The sequence below is a fragment of the Marinobacter profundi genome (assembly GCF_002744715.1).
Lineage (GTDB): Bacteria > Pseudomonadota > Gammaproteobacteria > Pseudomonadales > Oleiphilaceae > Marinobacter > Marinobacter profundi.
On record NZ_KZ319370.1, the window covers coordinates 194,238 to 214,738 of the forward strand.

The 20,501-nt window shown below is 63.0% G+C and carries 19 protein-coding genes; 12 read left to right on the forward strand and 7 right to left on the reverse strand.

Annotated features, from left to right (window positions below):
• Positions 1–5 precede the first annotated feature (5 nt).
• Entirely contained in the window at positions 6–248 is a 243-nt protein-coding gene (locus CLH61_RS08895; protein ID WP_099614369.1) for a hypothetical protein, read from the forward strand.
• An 18-nt stretch (positions 249–266) separates the two neighbouring features.
• Here CLH61_RS08895 and CLH61_RS08900 read toward each other — a convergent pair whose 3' ends face one another.
• Complete coding sequence (locus CLH61_RS08900) at positions 267–1,289, reverse strand: hypothetical protein (protein ID WP_228152579.1); 1,023 nt, start codon at positions 1,287–1,289, stop codon at positions 267–269.
• Positions 1,290–1,393: 104 nt separating this feature from the next.
• On the opposite strand from CLH61_RS08900, the gene CLH61_RS08905 reads away from it, so the two are divergent.
• The 3 genes from CLH61_RS08905 to CLH61_RS08915 are packed head-to-tail and all read left to right on the forward strand — an operon-like array spanning position 1,394 to position 6,023.
• Positions 1,394–4,981: a 7TM diverse intracellular signaling domain-containing protein gene (locus tag CLH61_RS08905; RefSeq protein WP_099614370.1), complete on the forward strand. Its 3,588-nt coding sequence runs from the start codon at positions 1,394–1,396 to the stop codon at positions 4,979–4,981.
• Positions 4,982–5,012: 31 nt separating this feature from the next.
• Positions 5,013–5,564 (forward strand): hypothetical protein, encoded by a 552-nt coding sequence (locus tag CLH61_RS08910; protein WP_099614371.1) that lies wholly within the window; start codon positions 5,013–5,015, stop codon positions 5,562–5,564.
• A gap of 45 nt (positions 5,565–5,609) precedes the next feature.
• Positions 5,610–6,023: a response regulator gene (locus tag CLH61_RS08915; protein WP_099614372.1), complete on the forward strand. Its 414-nt coding sequence runs from the start codon at positions 5,610–5,612 to the stop codon at positions 6,021–6,023.
• Between the two features lie 33 nt (positions 6,024–6,056).
• On the opposite strand, the gene CLH61_RS08920 is transcribed toward CLH61_RS08915, so the two are convergent.
• A complete protein-coding gene (locus CLH61_RS08920) occupies positions 6,057–6,329 on the reverse strand; it encodes a hypothetical protein (protein ID WP_099614373.1) in 273 nt (90 codons plus the stop codon).
• A gap of 659 nt (positions 6,330–6,988) precedes the next feature.
• On the opposite strand from CLH61_RS08920, the gene CLH61_RS08925 reads away from it, so the two are divergent.
• Positions 6,989–7,225 carry a hypothetical protein gene (locus tag CLH61_RS08925; RefSeq protein WP_099614374.1) on the forward strand — a complete coding sequence of 79 codons (237 nt, stop codon included), beginning with the start codon at positions 6,989–6,991 and terminating at the stop codon, positions 7,223–7,225.
• An 18-nt stretch (positions 7,226–7,243) separates the two neighbouring features.
• Here CLH61_RS08925 and CLH61_RS08930 read toward each other — a convergent pair whose 3' ends face one another.
• Positions 7,244–7,777 carry a 3'-5' exonuclease gene (locus tag CLH61_RS08930; RefSeq protein ID WP_099614375.1) on the reverse strand — a complete coding sequence of 178 codons (534 nt, stop codon included), beginning with the start codon at positions 7,775–7,777 and terminating at the stop codon, positions 7,244–7,246.
• 137 nt (positions 7,778–7,914) lie between these two features.
• On the opposite strand from CLH61_RS08930, the gene queC reads away from it, so the two are divergent.
• Entirely contained in the window at positions 7,915–8,580 is a 666-nt protein-coding gene (gene queC, locus CLH61_RS08935; protein ID WP_099614376.1) for a 7-cyano-7-deazaguanine synthase QueC, read from the forward strand.
• Positions 8,580–9,236 (forward strand): 7-carboxy-7-deazaguanine synthase, encoded by a 657-nt coding sequence (gene queE / locus CLH61_RS08940; protein ID WP_099614377.1) that lies wholly within the window; start codon positions 8,580–8,582, stop codon positions 9,234–9,236. The genes queC and queE overlap by 1 nt, the downstream gene beginning before the upstream one ends.
• 29 nt (positions 9,237–9,265) lie before the next feature.
• Here the strand turns inward: queE and CLH61_RS08945 are convergent, their stop codons facing one another.
• The 4 genes from CLH61_RS08945 to CLH61_RS08960 form a co-directional block, all read right to left on the reverse strand.
• Positions 9,266–10,333: an AraC family transcriptional regulator gene (locus CLH61_RS08945; protein ID WP_099614378.1), complete on the reverse strand. Its 1,068-nt coding sequence runs from the start codon at positions 10,331–10,333 to the stop codon at positions 9,266–9,268.
• A gap of 95 nt (positions 10,334–10,428) precedes the next feature.
• Complete coding sequence (locus CLH61_RS08950; RefSeq protein WP_099614379.1) at positions 10,429–11,322, reverse strand: alpha/beta fold hydrolase; 894 nt, start codon at positions 11,320–11,322, stop codon at positions 10,429–10,431.
• Positions 11,323–11,443: 121 nt separating this feature from the next.
• Complete coding sequence (locus CLH61_RS08955; protein WP_099614632.1) at positions 11,444–13,201, reverse strand: ExeM/NucH family extracellular endonuclease; 1,758 nt, start codon at positions 13,199–13,201, stop codon at positions 11,444–11,446.
• 46 nt (positions 13,202–13,247) lie between these two features.
• Positions 13,248–14,153 carry a helix-turn-helix transcriptional regulator gene (locus CLH61_RS08960; protein ID WP_099614380.1) on the reverse strand — a complete coding sequence of 302 codons (906 nt, stop codon included), beginning with the start codon at positions 14,151–14,153 and terminating at the stop codon, positions 13,248–13,250.
• Between the two features lie 265 nt (positions 14,154–14,418).
• Here CLH61_RS08960 and CLH61_RS08965 point away from each other — a divergent pair, with 265 nt between their 5' ends.
• The 5 genes from CLH61_RS08965 to CLH61_RS08985 all read left to right on the forward strand — a co-directional run bounded on the left by CLH61_RS08965 (position 14,419) and on the right by CLH61_RS08985 (position 20,475).
• Positions 14,419–15,705, forward strand: a complete 1,287-nt coding sequence (locus CLH61_RS08965; protein ID WP_099614381.1) for an MFS transporter — start codon at positions 14,419–14,421, stop codon at positions 15,703–15,705.
• Between the two features lie 214 nt (positions 15,706–15,919).
• A complete protein-coding gene (locus CLH61_RS08970; protein WP_099614633.1) occupies positions 15,920–16,345 on the forward strand; it encodes a MarR family transcriptional regulator in 426 nt (141 codons plus the stop codon).
• Between the two features lie 131 nt (positions 16,346–16,476).
• The gene (locus CLH61_RS08975; protein ID WP_407657568.1) at positions 16,477–17,793 is read left to right on the forward strand and encodes an MDR family MFS transporter; all 1,317 of its coding nucleotides are present in this window, start codon (positions 16,477–16,479) and stop codon (positions 17,791–17,793) included.
• 152 nt (positions 17,794–17,945) lie between these two features.
• Positions 17,946–19,004 (forward strand): L,D-transpeptidase family protein, encoded by a 1,059-nt coding sequence (locus tag CLH61_RS08980; RefSeq protein ID WP_099614382.1) that lies wholly within the window; start codon positions 17,946–17,948, stop codon positions 19,002–19,004.
• Between the two features lie 40 nt (positions 19,005–19,044).
• Entirely contained in the window at positions 19,045–20,475 is a 1,431-nt protein-coding gene (locus CLH61_RS08985; protein WP_228152580.1) for an NfeD family protein, read from the forward strand.
• Positions 20,476–20,501 lie beyond the last annotated feature (26 nt).

The window sequence follows — 20,501 nt, forward strand, 5'->3', positions numbered from 1 at the left end:
GAATTATGGATAAATACCCTGAAGGGCTGCCGCGGCCCGAGCGACAGCGCGACGTCAACCTCGACCACCATGACAGTGTTCGCTGTCATGTCCAGCAACGCCTCTGCGACGAAGTCGCGCAGCTTGAAAAGCGCATCGAAACCCTCCGGCTGACCCGTTCGCCCCACGCTGCCATCATGATCTCTGCCTATGAGCGGATGGTCGACCGCAAGCGCGGTTTCATGAAGAGTTGGGACCTGCCCGACTAGCGTCCCGCCGGCAGTGCGCTACTGACGCTCCGCCACTGCCACCGTGGCATAACGGAGCCATTCCTCGCCCGGGACCTGATGGCTGCAGTGGGCCGGATTGTCGGCACCGCTGGCCAGTGTCGCCGGTTCGCCTTCGGACATAAAAACCACCAACTCTGCCTGTGGATAATCCAGTGTGACCAGGACGCAGTCCGGATTCTGGCCGGCGACTGTCAGTCCTTTAGTGTTGCTCAGGTAGAGGGTATCGGTTTTCAGTCCGCTGAACTCCTGGCGCAGTTCCATGGAGCCGTAGCTGCGGCTCAGGTAATCCACCGTTGCGAATTCCGGGCGGTTATAGCCGAACGCGGAAAAACTGGTGGCGTCGAACTGCGAGCCGGCCAGCAGGCTGACCAGTTCAGGAGGTTCGGCGGTTTCGTCGTCCGCTGCCGGCTGCGCCACATACTGGATGGTGCGGTAAACCTTCTCGAAGCCCGGTTCGTTGTCCGGGCCCAGCGGGTTGTAGGTCCAGGCCAGGGTTTGGTAGAGCCAGACCCGGTCTGCCAGCGCCGCCCGGGCAAGGGTTGCCTGCTGGTCGGTAAAACGGATCATCGCGCCCGCGGGGCGGGTGTTGTAGGTGGCGGCCTCACCGGCGTCGATGCGGTCACTGATGTAGCTGCGGCCCTCCTGGAAGTTGGTCACCTCAGCGGAGGCGATCACCTGGTTCATCAGGTCGAGGGGGTTGCGGACCCTGTTGTAGTCGATGCCGTTGGCGGACCGGACGCCGCCAATGAAAACATCAATGTGGCTGCGCAGGGCCTCCGCCAGGGCGCGGGCATCGGCATTGCCGGGGTCGGCCGGCTCGATGCCCCGGTAGAAATCCCGGAACCGGGTATGTTCCAGGTTCGACGGCCGGCCCTCCACGTCGGTCAGATCAAAGGTGGAGAACACCAGATCCACGTTGGTGGCCGGGTTGAAGGCGCTGTCGCCACCGTCGTCCGGACCGCAGCCGGCCAGCAGCAGGGTAAACGCGGTGATGACCGCAAACAGGCGGTTATGTCTCATAATCTGCGGCCTTGTAATGCGAAAATGGCGCTAACGGGTTAGAGTAATTCGTACGGTACGGGAGGCGTTCCCCCGGGCTGGCAAGGCTGTGGGCCAGATGATCCATGACAATAACCAATAACACAGGCGCATACCCGCGCGGAGATCACATTTTGCGGCAACGGCCCGCGGCCAGCGCTGCCCGGAGACTGACCGCTGCCGTTGTCGGCCTGCTGCTGTGCCTGTTGCTGGCAGTGGCGGCTACACCGGTGCGGGCGGTGGAACCCTGCCAGGATGCGGTGGTTACCGTCACCGGTGCTACCCGGGTGCTGGATCTGGCGGGCTGCCTCTGGTACCTGGAGGACCCGGGGCACCGGCTGACCCTGGCCGACGTCCAGGATGGCGCCAGTCACCCGTTCACCCGCCATGAGACCGGGGTGCTCAATTTCGGTTACACCGAGTCGGCCTACTGGGCGCGCTTCGATCTGCGGGCGGGGGCCCAGGCGGACAACACCGACTGGATCCTCGAACTGGCCCTGCCGCTGGTGGATGAGGTGACCCTGTACCTGGTCCGGGATGGTTATCTGATCGACCAGCGCAGTGCCGGCTATGAAGGGGACTGGTCACAACGGGATCTGGCGGTGCCCAACCCCACCTTCCGGCTGACCCTCGAGCCGGGCTCGGATACCCGGGTCTACCTTCGCATTGTCACTGCCAACACCTTCCGCCTGCCGATAACCCTGTGGCACCTGAACAGTTACATTGAGAAGGTGTCGGTGGATGAGGCGGTGCGCGGCCTCCTGCTGGGCAGCATTCTCGCCATCCTCGCCTACAACCTGTTTGTCGCCGTGTCGGTGCGTGAGCGCAGCAACATCTACTACGTGCTGTACCTGGTGTCGGCCACGGTATTCATCGCCACCGAACAGGTGCACGGTACCCAGTTGCTGGACGGCCCGCCGGCGCTGCTGCACAAGAAATACCTGCATTTCCAGATCATCATGACCTGGTTCTGGGGCCTGCTGATGGCGCGCTCCCTGCTGGAAACCCGCGAGCGGGCACCCGACCTGGACCAGATCATCCGGCTCTGCATGGCCTCGGTGCTGGTGACGTTTGTGCTGGCGCTGTTCCTGCCCTACCACATTGCCATGGAATGGATTGTAGTGGGTTCGGTGCTGCTGAGTTCGCTGATGATCGTGGTGAGTTATCTGTCCTGGCGTTACTACAACCCGGCGGCCAGGGCCTACTTCTTTGCCTGGACCATCGCGCTGGTCGGTTTCGGGGTCTATGCCCTCACCGTCATGGGGTACCTGCCACTGAACATTTTCACCGGCTATGCTCCGCAGGTCGGGCTGACCGGGCAGATCATCCTGTTTTCCTTCGCCCTCGCCGACCGGATCAAACAGGTCCAGGGCCAGGCCCTGAACTGGAGCGAGCGGGCGCTGGCCAACCTGCGGCGTTACCAGTCGCTGTTCGATAACGCCATCGAAGGGGTCTTCCAGATGTCCCTGGAGCGCCGTTTCCTGACCGCCAATCCGGCGATGGCCGGCATGCTGGGGTTTACCAGCAGCCGCGAGATGATCCGGGCCACCGGTGACGTGCTGACCGCCTGCTTTGCCGACGAACGGGTCCGGCACTGGGTGATCGACCAGCTCCAGCATACCGGTACGGTGAAAGGCATCGAGGCCGCCTACCGCACCCATCAGGGCCAGGAACGCTGGGCCACCATCTCGCTGCACACCGTGTACGATGCCAGTGGCGTGCCGCTGCACCTGGAGGGAACCTGTATCGATGCGACCGAGCGCCACCAGCGCCAGCGCATCGAGAAGGAGCGTGAGAACGAGCGCATGGAAAAAGAGCTGGCTCGCAACTCGGCGGAGGCCAAGAGCCAGTTCCTCGCCAATATGAGCCACGAAATCCGCACTCCGCTGGCGGCCATCATCGGTTATGGCGAGAATCTGCTCGACCCGGAGCTGGATGAGGCGGAAAAGCGCACCAGCGCCGAGACGGTGGTGCGGAGTGGTCGCCATCTGCTGGATCTGGTCAATGACATCCTCGATCATTCAAAAATTGATGCCAACAAGCTGGATGTGGATATCGTTGCGGTCAGTCTGCCGGAACTGCTCGACGAGATCCGCGCCTTTTTCATGCCGCGGGCGCGGGAGAAGGGGCTGGATTTCCGCATTGTCTGTGAGTACCCGTTGCCGGAACGGATCCAGACCGACGCTACCCGCTTCCGGCAAATCATCATCAATTTGTGCGGAAACGCGCTCAAATTTACCGAAAAAGGATCGATCTCCCTGATTATTGGTTGTGAGGCCGAGGCCTCCCTGTTGCGGGCCCGGGTGGTGGACACCGGTATCGGGATGAAACCGGAGCAGCTGGCCCGGTTGTTTGACCCGTTCGCCCAGGGCAGCGCTGCCATTGCCCGCCAATATGGTGGCACCGGCCTTGGCCTGAGCATCTCCCGTCGCCTCGCGCAGCTGCTGGGTGGCGACATTACCGTCAACAGCCGTTACGGCGAAGGCAGTGAGTTCGAGGTTACCATTGCAACCGGCCCGCTGGACCGGGTGCGGTTCCTGCACGACGGCCAGGAGCTGGGCCGGCGCGGTACGCTGCTGTCGACGACGGTGCCGCCGCGGCTGCGGGGGCGCATACTGTGTGCCGAAGACAATGATGTGAATCGCAAGCTGGTGTCGCTGCTGGTGGGTCGTACCGGCGCCACCCTGGAGCACGTGGCGAACGGCGCCGAGGCGCTGGAGGCGGTGACCCGCGAGCCGTTTGACCTGATTCTGATGGATATCCAGATGCCGGTGATGAATGGACGGGATGCGGCGGCGGCAATACGTGAAGCCGGCATCAATACCCCGATCATCGCTCTCACCGCCAACGTGATGGCGGAAGATATCCGGGATTACCGGCTTGCCGGCTGTAACGAGCATCTTGCCAAACCCATCGACAAGGCCCGCTTTTACGATCTGCTGGCCCGCTATCTGAGCCAGGAACGGGCCGGCGAGGTCGCTTCCGGAGTGCGCTATCACGGGCGGGTGTTGCTGGTGGAGGGCGACCCGGCGGACCGCAGCCTGACCGGGCAGATATTGACCGGGCTGGGGCTGCAGGTCACCCCGGTTGCCAGCGGCGCCGAGGCCGTGCGTAAGGGCCTGGCCCGGTCGTTCCAGTTGGTACTGATGGCCCGCAACTTGCCGGATATGGACGGCGTGGCCGCCACCCGCCTGCTGCGCCAGGCGGGTTTCCGTGCGCCGGTGATCGCGGTAACCAATGGCCATGGCGACGGGCTTGATGACATGCTGGCCGCCGGCTGCGACGGCAGCCTCGCCCGCCCGCTGGCGCGGGCAGCCGTCGAGGTGCTGCTGGCCCGTACCCTCGGCCCGGCGGACGATCGCCTGGCGGCGACGGAGGAGGACGTGGCGGCGATCCGTCAGCTCAGTCAGCAGTTTCTGGCTGGCCTGGGTGACCGGCGCGAGGCGCTGAACCAGGCCCTGGCGCAGCGGGATGCCGAAAACCTGCAGCGCCAGGCCCACCAGCTCAAAGGTACGGCCGGTGCCATGGGGTATCCCCGGATGACCGAGCAGGCGGCTGCGCTGGAGGCCGCGGTAAAATCCGTCAGCCCGGACTGGGAGCAGGTTCGCAGCCGGCTGGCCGGACTTGATGCGATGATTGACCAGGCGATGCGGACCGGCGCGGTCGAAACCTGAAGTGATGATTCACAGGACGCAGGAAGGTGTTATGTCAGACGAAGCAAGCCGCAGTGAAAGTCAGTCCCTGAGTATGATGTACGGTACCTATGCCGATGTACTGTTTGTCCTGTTCCCGTTTCTGGTCATCGGCATGCAGCGCCTGTGGGAAGGTGACCTGTACGACGTGTTACTGCGCCCGGACCTGAGTATCGCGGCGGCCATCCTGGCAGGGCTGGCTATCGGCAAGTTTGTGCTCGGCCTGGTCGGTGAGCGGGAACTCGGTCCGTTCAAGGAGCGTATTGTTTTCTTTATCGCCCTGACCCTGTTCGTGGTGCTTGGACCCGCCATCATCCTGATCCTCAGTATTGTCGGAGGAGGCCAGCCGCCGGGATTTGTGGCCTTCGTCCAGCCGGTGTTACTGATCATTGCAATTTCGCTCTACACCACTGCGATCAGTATCAGTAATATTCTTACCCGCAGTGGCCGCCATAGCCCGGTTGTCCGACGCGACACCGCGCCCGCTGGCGGTCTGTCCGGCGGGCCCCAGAGCCTTCCGGAGCCGCTGGTGATACCCCGCCGCTCGGCGGAGGATTCGGCATGACTGGCCAGACACGGCGACCGCCGTCCGGAAGACAGGAGACGTACCATGGATAACCTCAGCGTATTGCTGGTGGAAGACGAGCCAACCATGCGGGCGGTATTGCGGGAAATGCTTTTCAATGCAGGCGCATCCCGGATCGAGGAGGCCGCCGATGCCAGTGCTGCCAGAGCGGCCTTCCAGGACCAGGTGTACCAGATCGTCATGCTCGATTTGGGGTTACCGGATGGCGACGGCCATGAGTTGATGGCGGAGTTCAAGGCGCTCAGGGCCAGTCAGCACATCGTGCTGGTGACCGCGGATGACTCCATCGAGAGCATTCAGCGCGCCATCAGTGCCGGCGCCAATGGTTACGTGGTGAAGCCGTATTCCCAGGAAAAAATCCATGACGTGGTGAATAACTACATCATGGTCCATGGCGGGGATCCCGCCTTGATCCGGGGGCTGAGCCGCCATCACTGAACGGCACAGCCCCGGTCGGCGGGTCGACCTGAATCAGGCAACCTGGCGGGCAATCCAGGAGTTGTAGCGGGTTGCCAGGGCGCGGACGTAACGGGCTTCGGCGCCGTCGAGATTGCCCAGCACACCCTTGAAGATCCAGCCGCGTTCGTAAAGTCCGAGTACCCGCTGCTCGTCATCCAGGTTGACCCGCTGGTTCAACTTTTTGCAGATTGCATCCAGCAGCGGCAGTTTTTCCGGGCGCTTGATGGGCCCCGGGCGGTTGCCGGCCGGCTGGTTCGCTGCGCGTGTAGGTGGATGTCTTCTCATGGTGTTCTCCTTGTCGTTTTGCCACTGCAAAAACAAAAAACCCCGGGACTGGGCGGACCGGGGTTCATCACGGAGAGTTCGACCCGGTCGCTCATATGGCTCCCGGGACTGACCGAAAGCCGTTAGCTGTCTTTCACCATTGCACACACAACCGGCAGACGGCGGCTATGGGCGCCCCGGTGGGTGATCTGGACAGTGCAAATAGTTGGCATTGCTACCTCTTCTGAAACCGGTCGACGGAGGGCTGGAACAGCGCCCGGCAACCAGAACGTCAAGCTGCTGAAAACGACTTCGATACTTGCCACAGTGTATAGCCTGGCCGTGGCTTTGCAAGAGCGATCATGGCAAGAGTGATCAGGCTTCGGCAAACCCCTACAGACGCTGTGGTACGGTGTGGTCATAATTCTCACCGTCACGTGTTTTACGTTGTGCAATCCTCAGCACCAGCCACCGGTTGTGGGGTGTTGAGTGGATCTCTCCTATTTTTTTCGAGCGGCCTTCGGGCCGCTCTTTTTTTTGCCCCGGCTGACCCTCTCCTGCCCCCTTCGGAAACTTCGTAGCGGCTAGTCCCTACAGCCCTGAAGCCGCCGATTGGCGATAATTTGCACACTAACTGATCATTCATCCTGATGATATTGCAGAGGTTGAAACCGAAGAAAATGCCTGACGAACCCGGAGCTGCCAGAAAACTTCGTTCGCACATTGTTGTTGAAATCGTGCTGGTTGCCGCCTTGCTGGTCTATCTGGTGATGGCCCAGAGCCGTGTGGTAGGGGATGACCTGTCGTTTACCGTGGTGGGTGCCAGCCTGATGGCACTGGTGACTTACTGGACCCTCAATACCCTGCGTGATGGCCTCGAGCTGATCGCGGTACGGGCCCGGCGCATCCGGCACTGAGCCGGCAAGGGCATCCGGTCAGGCTGGCCGGCTCTGCCCGGGTACCTGCAGGGCCGGCGCCGGCTGGCTGACCTGTTGCCAGGTTTCCCGCAGAATCAGTGCATCATTGGCGGCCCGGTGGACCGGGAGGCCAAGATCACTGATGACCTGCTGGCGCACGGCGGGCCAGCTCTGGACCTGCGGCGAGGTCAGCAGCATCGATACCGATTCAAGCTGGAAGCTGGGAGTGAGTTCCGCCGCCCGATACAGGCGGTGCAACCAGAAGCTGTCAAATGTCCAGGCGTCACAGTACACCTGGCCAGCCAGCAACTCGTTGAGACCCTGCGCCACTTCCCGTACTGCAATGCCTTCCCGCTCCAGAGTGCTGCGGCTGATACCGTGGATACGCTCGGCGCTTTCGGACCAGTCCTGCCAGATGACGTGGGGGCGGATCAACCAGCTGTGCAGAGAACCGTCGCCCAGGCACACACCGACTTCGATCGGGTAACTGGCGATCAGATCAAGACTGGATGCCTCGAAATCGATAAAGGACGGAGTGGCTTCGGTTATCATGCCGCCTGGTTTTTGTTGGTGTTCGGATGTCAAAGTGTACCCCTACGATCCCGCCGACGCGAACCCATCGTGTCATCGGACTGTTACAATACGTCCATTGACTGTTATCCCAGCTGAATTCGGGTCCGGAGTATTAAATGTCTGATACCGTTGTTGTGATCTACTCGGGAGGTATGGACTCCTTTACCCTGCTGCACCTGGCCCGTGCCCGGGGTTACCGGGTTCATGCCCTCTCGTTCAACTATGGCCAGCGCCATGTCCGGGAACTGGACTGCGCCGCTGGGGTTTGCCACCAGCTCGGCATTCCCCACCAGGTGCTGGACATCACCGCGCTCAGTGCGGTGATGGCCGGATCGGCGCTGACCGGCGGCGATGAGGTGCCGGAAGGCCACTATGAAGAGGCCAGCATGAAGGCCACCGTGGTGCCCAACCGCAACATGATCCTGTTGTCCCTGGCCACGGGCTATGCGGTGACGGCAGGCGCCGGGGCGGTGTGGTACGGTGCCCACGGCGGTGACCACGCCATCTACCCGGACTGTCGTCCGGAGTTTGTCGAGAAGATGGATGCGGTATGCCGGATCGCCAACTATGAGCCGGTTGCCATCGAGGCGCCATTCATGGCCATGGACAAGGGCCAGATCCTCGGTGAGGGCCTGGCGTTGGGGCTGGACTACAGCCAGACCTGGACCTGTTATAACGGCCGGGAAAAGGCCTGTGGCCGTTGTGGTTCCTGTGTCGAGCGCCTGGAAGCCTTCGCCAGCCATGGCCTGACGGACCCGCTGAGTTACGAGGTGGAAGCCTGATGTACCGGGTCAAGGAGGCGTTCTATACCCTTCAGGGCGAGGGTGCGCAGGCCGGTCGGGCGGCGGTGTTCTGCCGTTTCAGCAAATGCAACCTGTGGAATGGCCGCGAGCAGGACCGCGAGAGCGCGGTATGCAACTTTTGTGATACCGACTTTGTCGGCACCGATGGCCAGAACGGCGGCCGTTTTGCAACGGCTGACGAATTGGCGGATCACATCCGCCGCCTGTGGCCGGATGCTCCAGGGCGACCCTATGTGGTGTGTACCGGTGGCGAGCCGCTGTTGCAGCTGGATGATGCCCTGATAGCGGCCTTCCATGCCCGCGGCTTTGAAGTCGGCGTGGAAACCAACGGAACCCTGCCGGCACCGGCCGGCATCGACTGGCTGTGTGTCAGTCCCAAGGCGGATGCCGAGGTGGTCATCCGCCAGTGCGACGAGCTCAAACTGGTGTTTCCCCAGCCGCTGGCGCCACCGGAACGCTTCGAAGGCATTGCGGCCAGTCACTACTTCCTGTCACCGATGGCCACACCGACGGTAACCGAGCCTGAGCTCGATCCGGTGCGACAGCGCAACACCCGATTGGCCACGGATTACTGCCTGGCCCATCCGCGCTGGCGGCTGACCCTGCAGATGCACAAGATCATCGGTATCGACTGAACCCCGCCGGCGAGGACCGGGCGGGCGCTTCAGGCCATGGCCCGCAACCGGGTGGTGGCCGGCGTTACCGGAATCCGCGACAGGGTACGGTGATGACTGGGACTGATGCCGGTCCAGCGCTTGAAGGCGCGGGTAAAGTTGGCGGCATCGGCGTAACCCAGGCTGTCGGCAATCTGGCTCAGGTTCATGCCGGTATTCTCCAGCAACTCCCGCGCCCGCTCCAGCCGCACCTGGTCCACCAGATTCTGGAAGCTGGACTCCTCTTCCTGCAGGCGTCGCTTCAGGGTCCGCTCCGACACGAACAGAGTACCGGCAACCCGCGCCAGTTTGGGGGGGAACGGGTGGCTGGTTTCAATGACCCGGCGAACCCGGCAGGCGAAGCCGGCGTCTTCGGTGAGCTGGTGCAGGGCCTCTTCGCACTGGGCTCGTGAGGTGGCAGCCAGCTGGTCATCGGAGAACTTCAGCGGGGCACTGAGCTGGGCGGTGGGGACCAGGAAGGCATCTTCGGTGGCGTTGAAGCGTACCGGGACGGCTATCCGCTGGCGGAAACGCTGGAAATAGGCCGGTTCCGCACCACGGCGGCGGATCTCCGAACCAGGAACCGCCACACCGGTCAGCTGCACTCCCATGGTGACGCAGCCAAACAGCATCGCATCCATGATGAACCCCTGCAACGGACCCAGGTCGATGCTGCAGGACACCTGGAATACCGCGTGACGGCCCTCGGTGCGGCGGGTCACCCGCAGATGGGGAGCCCGCAGTGTGAGGTAGCGGCTCATCAGGTCCAGCGCTTCGCCCAGGGTGCGACTGCTCATGACTGCGGTGCCCAGAGCGCCGTGCAGCGGCATTTTCATTTCTCCGGCCAGCATGATGCCCAGCCCCGGCTCGCCACTTTCGATAATCGCCCGGGTCACGAACTCACTGGCCTGGGCCTGGCTGACCCGCAACTCGGTGGATTTCAGTCGGACCGGGTCCAGTCCCACCCGCAGCAGCAAGGCCTGCTCGTCAACGCCGATGGTGTTTAACAGCTCAGCCAGCAAGTGTAGATAGATAGCGGGCAGGCCCAGATCCTGGTTATGCGAAGCTGAGGCGCGCATGTCTCTTTCCTCGTTGGTTCTGATTTTTATTGTGTCGCTAACAGGCAGGAAGTATGACCGGATTGGCCATGGCTACCCATGGCTTGGTTGACGGGTCAACAGGATACATAGGCCAATTGGCGGATAAAGCCGGTCAGTGCCCGGGCAGAGGCACCGGGGGCCTCGATCATCGGCAGGTGACCGACGCCACGGAATACCCGGATGTCGGCATGGGGCGTGTGGGTGCGGAAGTAATCCACACAGCGGGTCGGGGTGATCACATCACGGTCGCCCCACTGCACCTGCAAGGGGATCCGCGATTGGCCCAAATAACGGGCTGGCGCCAGGGCATCCGCCACCATGTCGGCAAAGATATGGCGCAGGCTCTCGGTGCGCCGGAGCAGGTCAGGCGCCAGCAAGCCGGTCATCGCCACGCCCATCGGAGTGGGCTTGCCGTTACCGACGCTGTTGAACATGCGATAGACGCTCTTGAAGTCCCCGGGTATCAGTATGGCGTCACGGTCCGAGGTAAAGGGGGCGTCAATGTCGACGCCGGCATGTTCCGGGATGCCGGCACTGTTGAGGAGGATCAGCGAGCGGGCCTGTGGTTCCATGCGATGGGCCAGTACTGTCGCAATAGCACCACCCATGGAGCTGCCAACCAGGTGCACGGCGGTCAGCCCGAGGCCATCCAGCCATTCCCGCAGCCGCAGTGCCTGGGCTTCAAAGCGGTAGCTGGCGTCGGCGCGGTAGTCGCTTTCGCCGAGACCGGGAAGGTCAGGGACCAGCAGGTGCCAGTCCATGGGGAGCCGCGGCAGCCAAAGGCCCCAGTTTTCTTTCATTGCGGCAAAGCCGTGCAGCAGGACCACTGTCGGCCGGTCCTGGCCGGGTGAACCACGCTCCAGCCATACCATGCGGTGGCCATCGACCAGGGTTTCTCGACGTTTGGCCCGGGCCAGCCAGCGGTGACCGGTGCGGGCCAGTGGCCACAGATCGGGGGTCGGCAACATAGCAGCGTGCTCTCAATTAGGAATGGTTTGCCGAGTTTACCCCGTTGCCGTGGGCAGACCTTGGCTGCCATGCCGCCTCGGGCGGGCGTTTCAGCAAGCTGGCGACGGACCGGTTGTGGCGTCAGAGGGCCAGGTCGGTAATCAGGGGATCGTGGTCAGAGGATCGCCAGGGGCCGGTGGCGGCAACGGCGCCGCGATAATCGAGGTCCGCCGACTCATCGGCATTGATCCGCCAGCTGGTGGTCTGCAGCACCCGATCGGCCAGTCCGGTGGACGCCAGGCTGTAATCCAGGGTGCCACTGCGGCCCCGGTAGCGGTAAGTGTAGGCAGAGTCACCCTGGAAGTGACGCAGCAGGTCGGTATAGCCGGCATCGGTAAACCGGGTGATGGCAGTTTCCCGGGCATAGGCGTTGAGATCGCCGGTTACCAGGGTTCCCGCCAGGCCCCCGGGGTCGGTCAGGCTATCGAGCCAGCGTATCATCGTCTGGGCCGCCCGCTCCCGGCGCCGGGCATAGCAGCCCTGGCCGTCCTGTTGATCGCGATTCGCACCGCTGGCGCCACGACAACTCTTGGATTTCAGGTGAACCGCGACAATTCGCACGGCCTGCCCGCCGCCGGCGGGGCGGAAGGCCTGCGCCAGCGGTGGCCGGCCCAGTCCGGCCCAGATCCCTTGGCCGGGCTGCTGTGGCGTACTGACAGGAACGATCCGGTCTGCGCGAAACAGCAGGCCGTTGCGGATGGCGTCGCCGCCATTACGCTCTCCTTCACTCCCTCCTTCAGCCCCGGCCCGGACAAAGCGCCAGTGTTGCCCCAGTGCCTGCGCCAGTTCCGCGATGGCACTGTGCTCGCCGTAGCCGTCATTTTCCAGTTCGGATAGTGCAATGACGTCGGGATCGGGCGCCGTCAGGGCGGCAACCAGGCGCCGGCGCTGGTCGGCAAACTGACTCCCGGTTTCTGCGCCCCGCGCGGTTGGAAAACCACCGTCGCGGCCGTTGCCGTTAAAGAAGTTGTGCAGGTTGAGACTGAGCACCCGCAGGTTGCTGCCGGCAGGCCGGGCTGCAACCTGCTGTTCAACCGCGGCGGCGCGCGGATTGGTGGGGTGAAACACCGGCGCCTGCTGCGGTTGCAGGCGCCAGCCATCGAAGCGGTAGTCGAGGATGCCGGTCAGGCCGCTGATCCGGGTTCCGCTGCGTACCCCGTAACTCGACCAGGGCGCGGGAGCCGGCCAGGCCAGTGACTCCGGATAGCGGGTGGCGCGGTTGTCATCAAGGTGCAGGCGCTGGCGTTGCTGTTGGCGCAACAGCTCGGCGGCACCGGCGCCGGGCGACAGGACCTGGGTCGGTGCGGGTTGGCTGGCCGGTGCCAGCGTCAGTTCGCCATAGCGGTGAAGGTTATGGTTCTCCACCACGATCAGGGGCTCAATGAAACTGACCCGCATGGCTTCCAGATGTTCCGGCGCACGGTCTCCGGGCCAAAGGTGGCTGAGCCGGACCGGTGGCGGCATCGGACCCTGGCCGCAGAGCCTGAGGGTCTGCACCGCGGCAATTTCCGTGAGGCCGTGATACTCGCGGACCGTACCGGTTACCCGGACCCGGTCTCCCGGTTGGCCGGTTTTCCGGTCGGTAAACACAAACAGGGCATCCGAGGTTGTCGGGTCATCGTCGGTTTCGGCGGCGGCCTGCTGGAGATAGAAACCGCGAAAGCCGCCAGAGTGGCGGCTGTCATGGGTGAGGATGCCTTCCACGGTGACCGTTCGCCCCAGCAGCGGGGACTGGGTGCCCCGACCCTGGACGGCGGCAATCGGGGTGGCACCGGTCCTGCAGGCATCTGCCATTACCTGGGTGGCCAGCAACAACAACAGCAAGAGGGACCAGCGCATCAGGCGGGGCTCGGGCAATGGGACATGGGCCGAGTCTAGCAGATCCTTAATGCAGTCCGGCAACCTCCACCGCGGGGGTATTGCGGGCGGGCAGCCAGGGCGAGAGGTTCTCGCGATTGGCCAGTTCAAGCTGGTGAACCATTGGGTCGCCGCGGCTTTCCCGTGGCGGAATGCCCATCAGCGCCAGCAGATACTCCACCAGCGCGGCGCGGGAGTCGAGGATCAGGCGCTGGTCTTTCATGCCGAAATCCGCTGCGATAATGGCGCGCTGGGACTGGCTCAGACGCTGGTCCGGGCGCAACTCCACCGTCACCATGCGGTTCCAGTCGTCATCCTGGGAGGAGGTGTGGCGGCTGCGTTCGCTGCTGACTTCCGGGGTGCCGCGGAAGCGGCTAAGGGCAAAGTCGTGGAAACCCTGGCGCTGTTCACACCAGGCCCGGACATGCCAGCGCTGACCGCTGCAGACCAGGGTATGGGGTTCAATGGTCACCGGTGTCGGCTCCGGCCGGATCAGCGAGACGTAGTCGGCATCAAGCTGGCGGTTCTGCCGGGTCGCCGCGATGATGGCGCGAACCACCGCGGGATCCGCGCTGCAGCAGGGCGCATTGATCATGGTGCTGTTGGGCAGGCTGATATCCAGCGACTCAAAGGTCTGGCTCAGGGCGTCGTAGCGGGACAGCAGATCGATATATTCACCCGGCAGCCCCTTGGTCACCACCGGCCGGAAGCTGGCGGAGGGTACATAGCCCTTGAGATGGCGATCATAGACCAGATTGCCGGGGGCAAGTTCGCGGAGGTAGGTGTTGATGTCCTTGGAAGCCTGCTGTCGTCCGATTCCGAAACCGTGACAGATATGATTGGTGGTCAGTCGCCCTTCCCAGAGGGCAATGATTTCAATCAGTCGGTAGCGAAGCAAAAGGTCCCAGCGAATGGGCCAGTCCGTTTTTTTCATAGGCTTGGACTCTTTGAGTTGGCTGAGCGTGACTCATGAAGAGCTTCATGGTAGCAGCATTGATTGGTGGCCGTGAGTTACGTCACCTTAATGTAAAATACTGTCAAAGCGGGCTATGACTGGGCTGGCGGGCCGGTTTTCGCGGGTCTCGGCAAGTGCGTAGTGGAGTCACCGGAGCGTGACTGATGTAATGCCGGCACAGCAGAAATCACTTGGTGCTGCTATGTTTTCCTGAGCCATTCACCTGCAATCCGGAGCCCGCTGGATGACCCGCATGGTCACGTCCCTGTCCGCCCTTATTCTCAGCATTGTATTGCTGGTGAGTGGCAATGCCTTCCTGATGACCCTGCTGGGTATCCGCATGAGTATCGAGGCGGTTGATCCGGCGACGATTGGCTGGGTCCTGGTGTGCTACTCCATCGGTTTCGTGCTCGGGACCCTGTATCTGCACCGGGTCATTGGCCGGGTCGGGCACATCCGGGCCTTTGCGGTGTTTGCGGCGCTGGCAGCGGTATCGGCCCTGCTCTATCCGCTGGCGGTGTCGGCGATTTTCTGGGCATTCCTGCGGGCACTGTCCGGATTCAGTATTGCCGGTGTGCTGGTGGTGATTGAGAGCTGGTTCAGCAGCCGCGCCACCAATGCAAATCGCGGTGCCCTGTTTGCGGTTTACCAGATTGTTTTCTACCTGTCGGCGGCCGGAGGCCAGCTGATTGTCAATGTGGGGGATCCGGCCGGTTTCGTACCCTTTACGCTGGCGGCCATTCTGCTGACCCTGGCACTGATTCCGCTGTCCCTGACGCGAATGGAAGCGCCCGCGATCGAGCAGTCTGAACGCCTGTCGTTTTTTACCCTGGCGCGGGAGTCGTCCTCGGGGGTGGCCGGGGCGCTTATTTGTGGGGTGTTGATCGGTGCGTTTTATGCCATGGGTCCGGTCTATGCCACTCTGGTGGGACTGGACGTTGGCCAGACCTCGACCTTCATGGCCAGTGCCATCGTTGCGGCGATGCTGCTGGCCTGGCCCCTGGGGCGGATCTGCGATCATTACGATCGGCGCCGGGTGATGCGCTGGGTGGCGCTGGCCGCCGGCCTGGCCTCCCTCGCCGTTGCCTTCCTCGGTGCCGAGCAGCGCTGGCTGCTGACCTTGCTGGTGGGCCTGGTCACCGGTTTGTCGGCGTCCATCTACCCGATTGCCGTGGCCATCACCAACGACCGTATGGACAGCAACCGGATTGTCGCGGCCAGTGCCACCCTGTTGCTCAGTTATGGTATTGGCAGCGTCATCGGTCCGATCGTGTCCGCCGAGCTGGTCAGCTGGCTGGGCCCCCACGGCATGTTCCTTGGCAATGCCGGGTTCCTGCTGGCCCTCGTCGTGGTGACCAGTTACCGCATCAGCCATACCCACGATATCCCGGTGGCCGAACAGGAGCATTTTGTTCCGGCCATGCCGGAGTCCTCGCCGGTGCTTACCGAGATCGATCCCCGCAACGAGGAATTCCATGAATCTCCGGAAGCTACGGAGATTCGCGAAGAAGCCCTGCAGAAAGCGGGCTGAGCTGGCACGACCGGCAGCACTCTCGCCGGTCATTTCCTGCGCTTTGTCACCTGCAGCGGGGCAGTTCGGCCCCGTTATGCGCCGTTCTCTCGGTTTTTCCCCATTTTGATTTTCTCTGTTATTCTGTTTTCTTATCAATGATTAGCTTACTATTAGTGAATTCTTGGCTGTAAGCCAGTTCCACCGCTGTTTACCGGAGTCCCAGGTCATGAGTATGAGAGAGCAGTTCCCCTTCGCTGTTGCACGTGTCACCCGGCGCTGGCGCAAATTGCTGGATGAGCGTCTGAAGGACATGGGCGTGACCCAGGCCCGCTGGACCACCATGGTCTATCTGCAGGAAGGCGGCGAGGGCCTTACCCAGCGCGAGCTGGCCGGGCTGATGGCCATCGAGAACCCGACGCTGGTACGGTTGCTGGATAGTCTTGAGGAACAGAATCTGATCGAGCGCCGGCCGTGCCAGCACGACCGGCGTGCCCGCCGCCTGTTTCTGACGCCGTCCGGTGAGTCATTCATGGACGACCTCAATGCGCGGGCGGCACAGTTGCGGGCGGAGATGCTCGACGGCGTCACCGACGACGAGATCGAGTGTGCCTTGCGGGTGTTCCGCAGGATCATGGAAAACGCTGAACGGCAGAAGTAATTGCTGAACGGCAGACGTCATTGCTGCCGGCCGTTGAGCACTCCGGAGGTGCTGTTCTGGGCAACCATACGTTGGAAGCATTACAGGCCCGCTATGGCGAGCGCTGGCGCTGGCTGGCGGTAGCAACAGTCATGCTGGGTACCATGGCGACGGTGCTCAGTGCCACAGTCGTGAATGTTGCGCTCCACGATATCATGCTGGAGTTCGGCATTCGTCAGGGCCAGGTGCACTGGCTGGCCACCGGCTTCATTGCGGCCATGACCACCACCATGCTGGCGTCGAGCTGGTTACTGGATCATTTCGGTATCCGCCGGACGCTGGCCGTCGCCATGCTGTTGTTCAGCATTGTCTCCGTGCTTGGTGGCTTTGCCAGTACCCCGGAACTGCTGATCCTTGCCCGGGTTGCCCAGGGCGCGGTGGCCGGGCTGATGCAGCCGATGGCGATGTTCCTGGTATTCCGGATTTTCCCCCGGGAGCGTCGCGGCCAGGCCATGGGCATCTATGGCATGGGGGTGATCCTTGCGCCGGCCCTGGGGCCGGTGCTGGGCGGTTTTCTGGTCGACCAGTTCAACTGGCGATACGTCATGTTCGCGCCTGCCCCGGTGACCCTGCTCGGGGTCTTCATGGCGCTCCGTTTCCTGCCCCTGAAGCCACAACAGGCTGACCCCTACCCCTTCGACCTGCCGGGGCTGGTGCTGCTTGGCCTGGCCATCGTGTCCAGCCTGGATGCCCTCAACCGGTTGCAGCAGCCCGCGGGCAGCGAAGTGACCATTGCGGTGCTGGCCGCCGTGGCGCTGCTTGCCCTGGTACTGTTTGTCTGGCGCGAACGGCGGGCCCGTCATCCGCTGCTGAACGTGGCACTGCTGAGGCGACGCAGCTTCCTTTACGCCAACATCGGCGCCCTGGCGCTCGGCCTGGCGTTATTCGGCTCTACCTACCTGATTCCGCTGTTCGTCCAGACCGCACTGTCCTATTCCGCTACCGAGGCCGGTCTGCTCATGCTGCCGGCAGGGATTGCGCTGGGCATTACGTTTCCGCTGGCCGGGCGTCTGGCGGACAAACGCAGCTCACGGGGGTTGATCCTGTTCGGTATCACCCTGTTTGCCCTGTCGGCGATGCTGTTTGCGGTGTCCGGCCTGGAGCTGGCTTTCGGCTGGCTGGCGTTATGGACCATTCTTGGCCGCATCGGCCTGGGCTTCATGTTGCCGGCCTTGTCGACCGGAGCGCTCAATCCGCTGGAGCCCCATCAGCTGGGGGCGGGCTCCAGCACCATTAACTTCACCCGTCAGCTGGGCGGTGCTTACGGGGTCAACATTGTCGCATTGAGTATTGAATACGGCGACCATGCCGCGGGCCTGCCGACCATCGGCGCGTTCCACTCGGCCTGGTGGCTGGTAGCGCTGTTTGTCGGCCTGGCCGCGGTGCCGGTCTGGCGGATGAAAGTGTGATGCCGCGGGTGGGAAATCGGAAAGCCTGTCCGTTTCGTAACCCCTTTTTATCGGCTTGTCAGCCGTCAACGGTGGACAAGGCAGACGTCAGCCCGCGAAAATAGAGGGTCAAAGGCCGGGTGTTCATTCCGGCAGCAAGAGGATTCGGAGTCATGAGGTTGAGAGAGTTTCTGGCTACCCTGGTTGTCTGCCTGTTGCTGGCAGCAAATCTCCAGGCAGCCGCACAGGCCCCGGCGACAGCGCCGCAAACCGGTGGGGAGCAAGGGGAGCCGCAGCAGCCCCGGTCGCCGCTGTTCACCGTGGAGGGGGACCTGGCGGGTACGCTGTCGGTATTCACCACGCGCTATGAAGATACCTTTGCAGCGATAGGTAACTCGCTCAGCCTGGGTTACCTGGAACTGGTCAAGGCCAACCCCGGGGTAGACCCGTGGCTGCCTGGCGAAGGGACCCAGATTACCCTGCCACGGCAGTACGTGCTGCCGGATGTGGAGCGCAAGGGTATTGTGATCAACCTTGCGGAATACCGGCTTTACTACTTCACTGAACAGGGAGTACAGGTGTATCCGGTAGGCGTGGGTACCGATGACAATCCGTCCCCGCTGACGGATGCCCAGGTTACCATGCGCCTGGAATCACCGGCCTGGTATCCGCCCGCGAGCATACGGGCTGAGTATCAGGCGTCCGGTGACTACCTGCCGCGGATGATTCCGCCCGGTCCGGGCAATCCGTTGGGCTCCCATGCCCTGTTGCTGAGTGAGGAAGGCTACCTGATTCACGGCACTAACAAGCAGTTCGGTGTGGGTATGCAGGTCAGCCACGGCTGTTTCCGGATGTACAACGAGGACATCTCGCGCTTCGTCTATGAAGTACCGAAGGGCACCCCGGTACGGGTGATCCGCGAGCCGGTCAAACTCGGTATGAGTGGCAGTGAGGTCTGGTTGGAAGTGCACCGTCCGAACGAGGAGTACACCGACGAGGATCGAAACCGCCTGTGGCAGGCCGTGACAACGGCTCTGGAGGAATTCCGGGAGCAGCGGCCGGAGGTGGAGCTGAAGCGGCGGGCCATTGAACTGGCGGTGGACCAGGCGGATGGTATCCCCCGCATGGTTGGTGAGCGCGTTACCCGGGTTGCTGCCGATGGCACCGGAGCACAACCTGAAAGCGATGGTGCCCGTGAGGCCAGTGGAGAACCGGTACAGCTCTGGTTCTAGCCGGCCATAAGGCGTCACGGGTACGGTTTCGGGAGGAATCATGATGAATGATCAACCCGGGCGATACCCGAGAACGGGGCGTTTGTTCTGGTCACTGGTGGCAGTTGCCCTCGGGGCTGTCCTGCTGCTGGGCGGCGAAGCCCGGGGTGTGGCCGCCGACAACAATGGCGCCCGCGGCGGGCTTCTCCTCAGTATTGACGGGGCTATCGGCCCGGCGACCATGGATTATGTGGTCCGGGGTCTCCGCCGGGCCGAGGACGAGGGCGCTGCCCTCGTCATTATCGAACTGGATACCCCGGGCGGCCTGGTCGAATCCATGCGGGGTATCATCAAGGAAATCCTCCTCTCCCCGGTCCCCGTTGTCAGTTTTGTCTTTCCCGAGGGTGCCCGCGCCGCCAGTGCCGGTACCTATCTGCTGTACGGCAGTCACGTGGCCGCGATGGCGCCGGCCACCCACCTCGGCTCTGCCACGCCCGTTCAGATGGGCGGCCTGCCGGGCAGCCCGGAGGAGCCGGCCAGTGACGACCAGTTTCCCCAGACCGAAGGCGATTCCGGCAAGCGCCGCGGAGGCAGCGCGATGGAGCGCAAGGTTCTGGAGGATGCCGTCAGCTACATCCGTGGGCTTGCCGAACGCCATGGCCGCAATGCCGACTGGGCCGAAGAGGCCGTGCGCGAGGCGGTCAACCTGGGCGCCAGCGAGGCGCTGGAGAACAACGTTATCGATGTGGTGGCCCGCAGCCTGGATGACCTGCTGGCTCAGCTGGACGGCCGGACCGTGCGCATGGCGGACGGTGAGCGCACCCTTGAAACGGCCGGCCTGGTGCTCAGTCGCTTTGCGCCGGATTGGCGAACCCGCCTGCTGTCGGTGATTACCGATCCCAACGTCGCCTATTTCCTGCTGATCATTGGTTTCTACGGCATTATTTTCGAACTGGCCAATCCCGGCGCCATGGTGCCTGGGGTGATTGGCGCCATTTGCCTGATCCTCGCGTTGTTTGCGTTCCAGGTGCTGTCGGTCAATTACGCCGGGCTGGCGCTCATTCTGCTGGGGCTGGCGTTTATCGTCGGCGAAGCGTTTCTGCCCAGCTTCGGTATGCTCGGGATCGGCGGTATCGTGGCCTTTGTTATCGGGTCGGTGATCCTGATGGATGGCAGCCACCGGGATATTTCCCTGCCCACCATCGGCGGCACGGCGGCGGTCGCCGGCGGGTTTATCCTGTGGACGGTGACCCGCTTTATCGGTTTGCGCCGTCGCCACCCGGTCAGCGGGAGGGAACAGCTCGGTCATGAAGTAGCCGTTGCGCTGGACACCTTTGCCGCCGATGACGGGGGGTACCGGGGGCATGTCCGGCTCAGTGGTGAGCGCTGGAACGCGGTGTGCGCCGAACCGGTGAACGCGGGTGATCACGTCCATGTTACGGCGACCGAAGGGCTTACGGTGACGGTTGCACGGGGTAACCCGCAGCCCTGACCAGCCTGCGGTGTCATGATCGGATA

Excerpts from the sequence above, each read along its gene's own strand:
- CLH61_RS08895 (WP_099614369.1), top strand. The coding sequence starts at position 6 with ATGGATAAATACCCTGAAGGGCTGCCGCGGCCCGAGCGACAGCGCGAC.
- CLH61_RS08900 (WP_228152579.1), bottom strand. The coding sequence starts at position 1,289 with ATGAGACATAACCGCCTGTTTGCGGTCATCACCGCGTTTACCCTGCTG.
- CLH61_RS08905 (WP_099614370.1), top strand. The coding sequence starts at position 1,394 with ATGACAATAACCAATAACACAGGCGCATACCCGCGCGGAGATCACATT.
- CLH61_RS08910 (WP_099614371.1), top strand. The coding sequence starts at position 5,013 with ATGTCAGACGAAGCAAGCCGCAGTGAAAGTCAGTCCCTGAGTATGATG.
- CLH61_RS08915 (WP_099614372.1), top strand. The coding sequence starts at position 5,610 with ATGGATAACCTCAGCGTATTGCTGGTGGAAGACGAGCCAACCATGCGG.
- CLH61_RS08920 (WP_099614373.1), bottom strand. The coding sequence starts at position 6,329 with ATGAGAAGACATCCACCTACACGCGCAGCGAACCAGCCGGCCGGCAAC.
- CLH61_RS08925 (WP_099614374.1), top strand. The coding sequence starts at position 6,989 with ATGCCTGACGAACCCGGAGCTGCCAGAAAACTTCGTTCGCACATTGTT.
- CLH61_RS08930 (WP_099614375.1), bottom strand. The coding sequence starts at position 7,777 with ATGATAACCGAAGCCACTCCGTCCTTTATCGATTTCGAGGCATCCAGT.
- queC (WP_099614376.1), top strand. The coding sequence starts at position 7,915 with ATGTCTGATACCGTTGTTGTGATCTACTCGGGAGGTATGGACTCCTTT.
- queE (WP_099614377.1), top strand. The coding sequence starts at position 8,580 with ATGTACCGGGTCAAGGAGGCGTTCTATACCCTTCAGGGCGAGGGTGCG.
- CLH61_RS08945 (WP_099614378.1), bottom strand. The coding sequence starts at position 10,333 with ATGCGCGCCTCAGCTTCGCATAACCAGGATCTGGGCCTGCCCGCTATC.
- CLH61_RS08950 (WP_099614379.1), bottom strand. The coding sequence starts at position 11,322 with ATGTTGCCGACCCCCGATCTGTGGCCACTGGCCCGCACCGGTCACCGC.
- CLH61_RS08955 (WP_099614632.1), bottom strand. The coding sequence starts at position 13,201 with ATGCGCTGGTCCCTCTTGCTGTTGTTGTTGCTGGCCACCCAGGTAATG.
- CLH61_RS08960 (WP_099614380.1), bottom strand. The coding sequence starts at position 14,153 with ATGAAAAAAACGGACTGGCCCATTCGCTGGGACCTTTTGCTTCGCTAC.
- CLH61_RS08965 (WP_099614381.1), top strand. The coding sequence starts at position 14,419 with ATGACCCGCATGGTCACGTCCCTGTCCGCCCTTATTCTCAGCATTGTA.
- CLH61_RS08970 (WP_099614633.1), top strand. The coding sequence starts at position 15,920 with ATGAGAGAGCAGTTCCCCTTCGCTGTTGCACGTGTCACCCGGCGCTGG.
- CLH61_RS08975 (WP_407657568.1), top strand. The coding sequence starts at position 16,477 with ATGCTGGGTACCATGGCGACGGTGCTCAGTGCCACAGTCGTGAATGTT.
- CLH61_RS08980 (WP_099614382.1), top strand. The coding sequence starts at position 17,946 with ATGAGGTTGAGAGAGTTTCTGGCTACCCTGGTTGTCTGCCTGTTGCTG.
- CLH61_RS08985 (WP_228152580.1), top strand. The coding sequence starts at position 19,045 with ATGATGAATGATCAACCCGGGCGATACCCGAGAACGGGGCGTTTGTTC.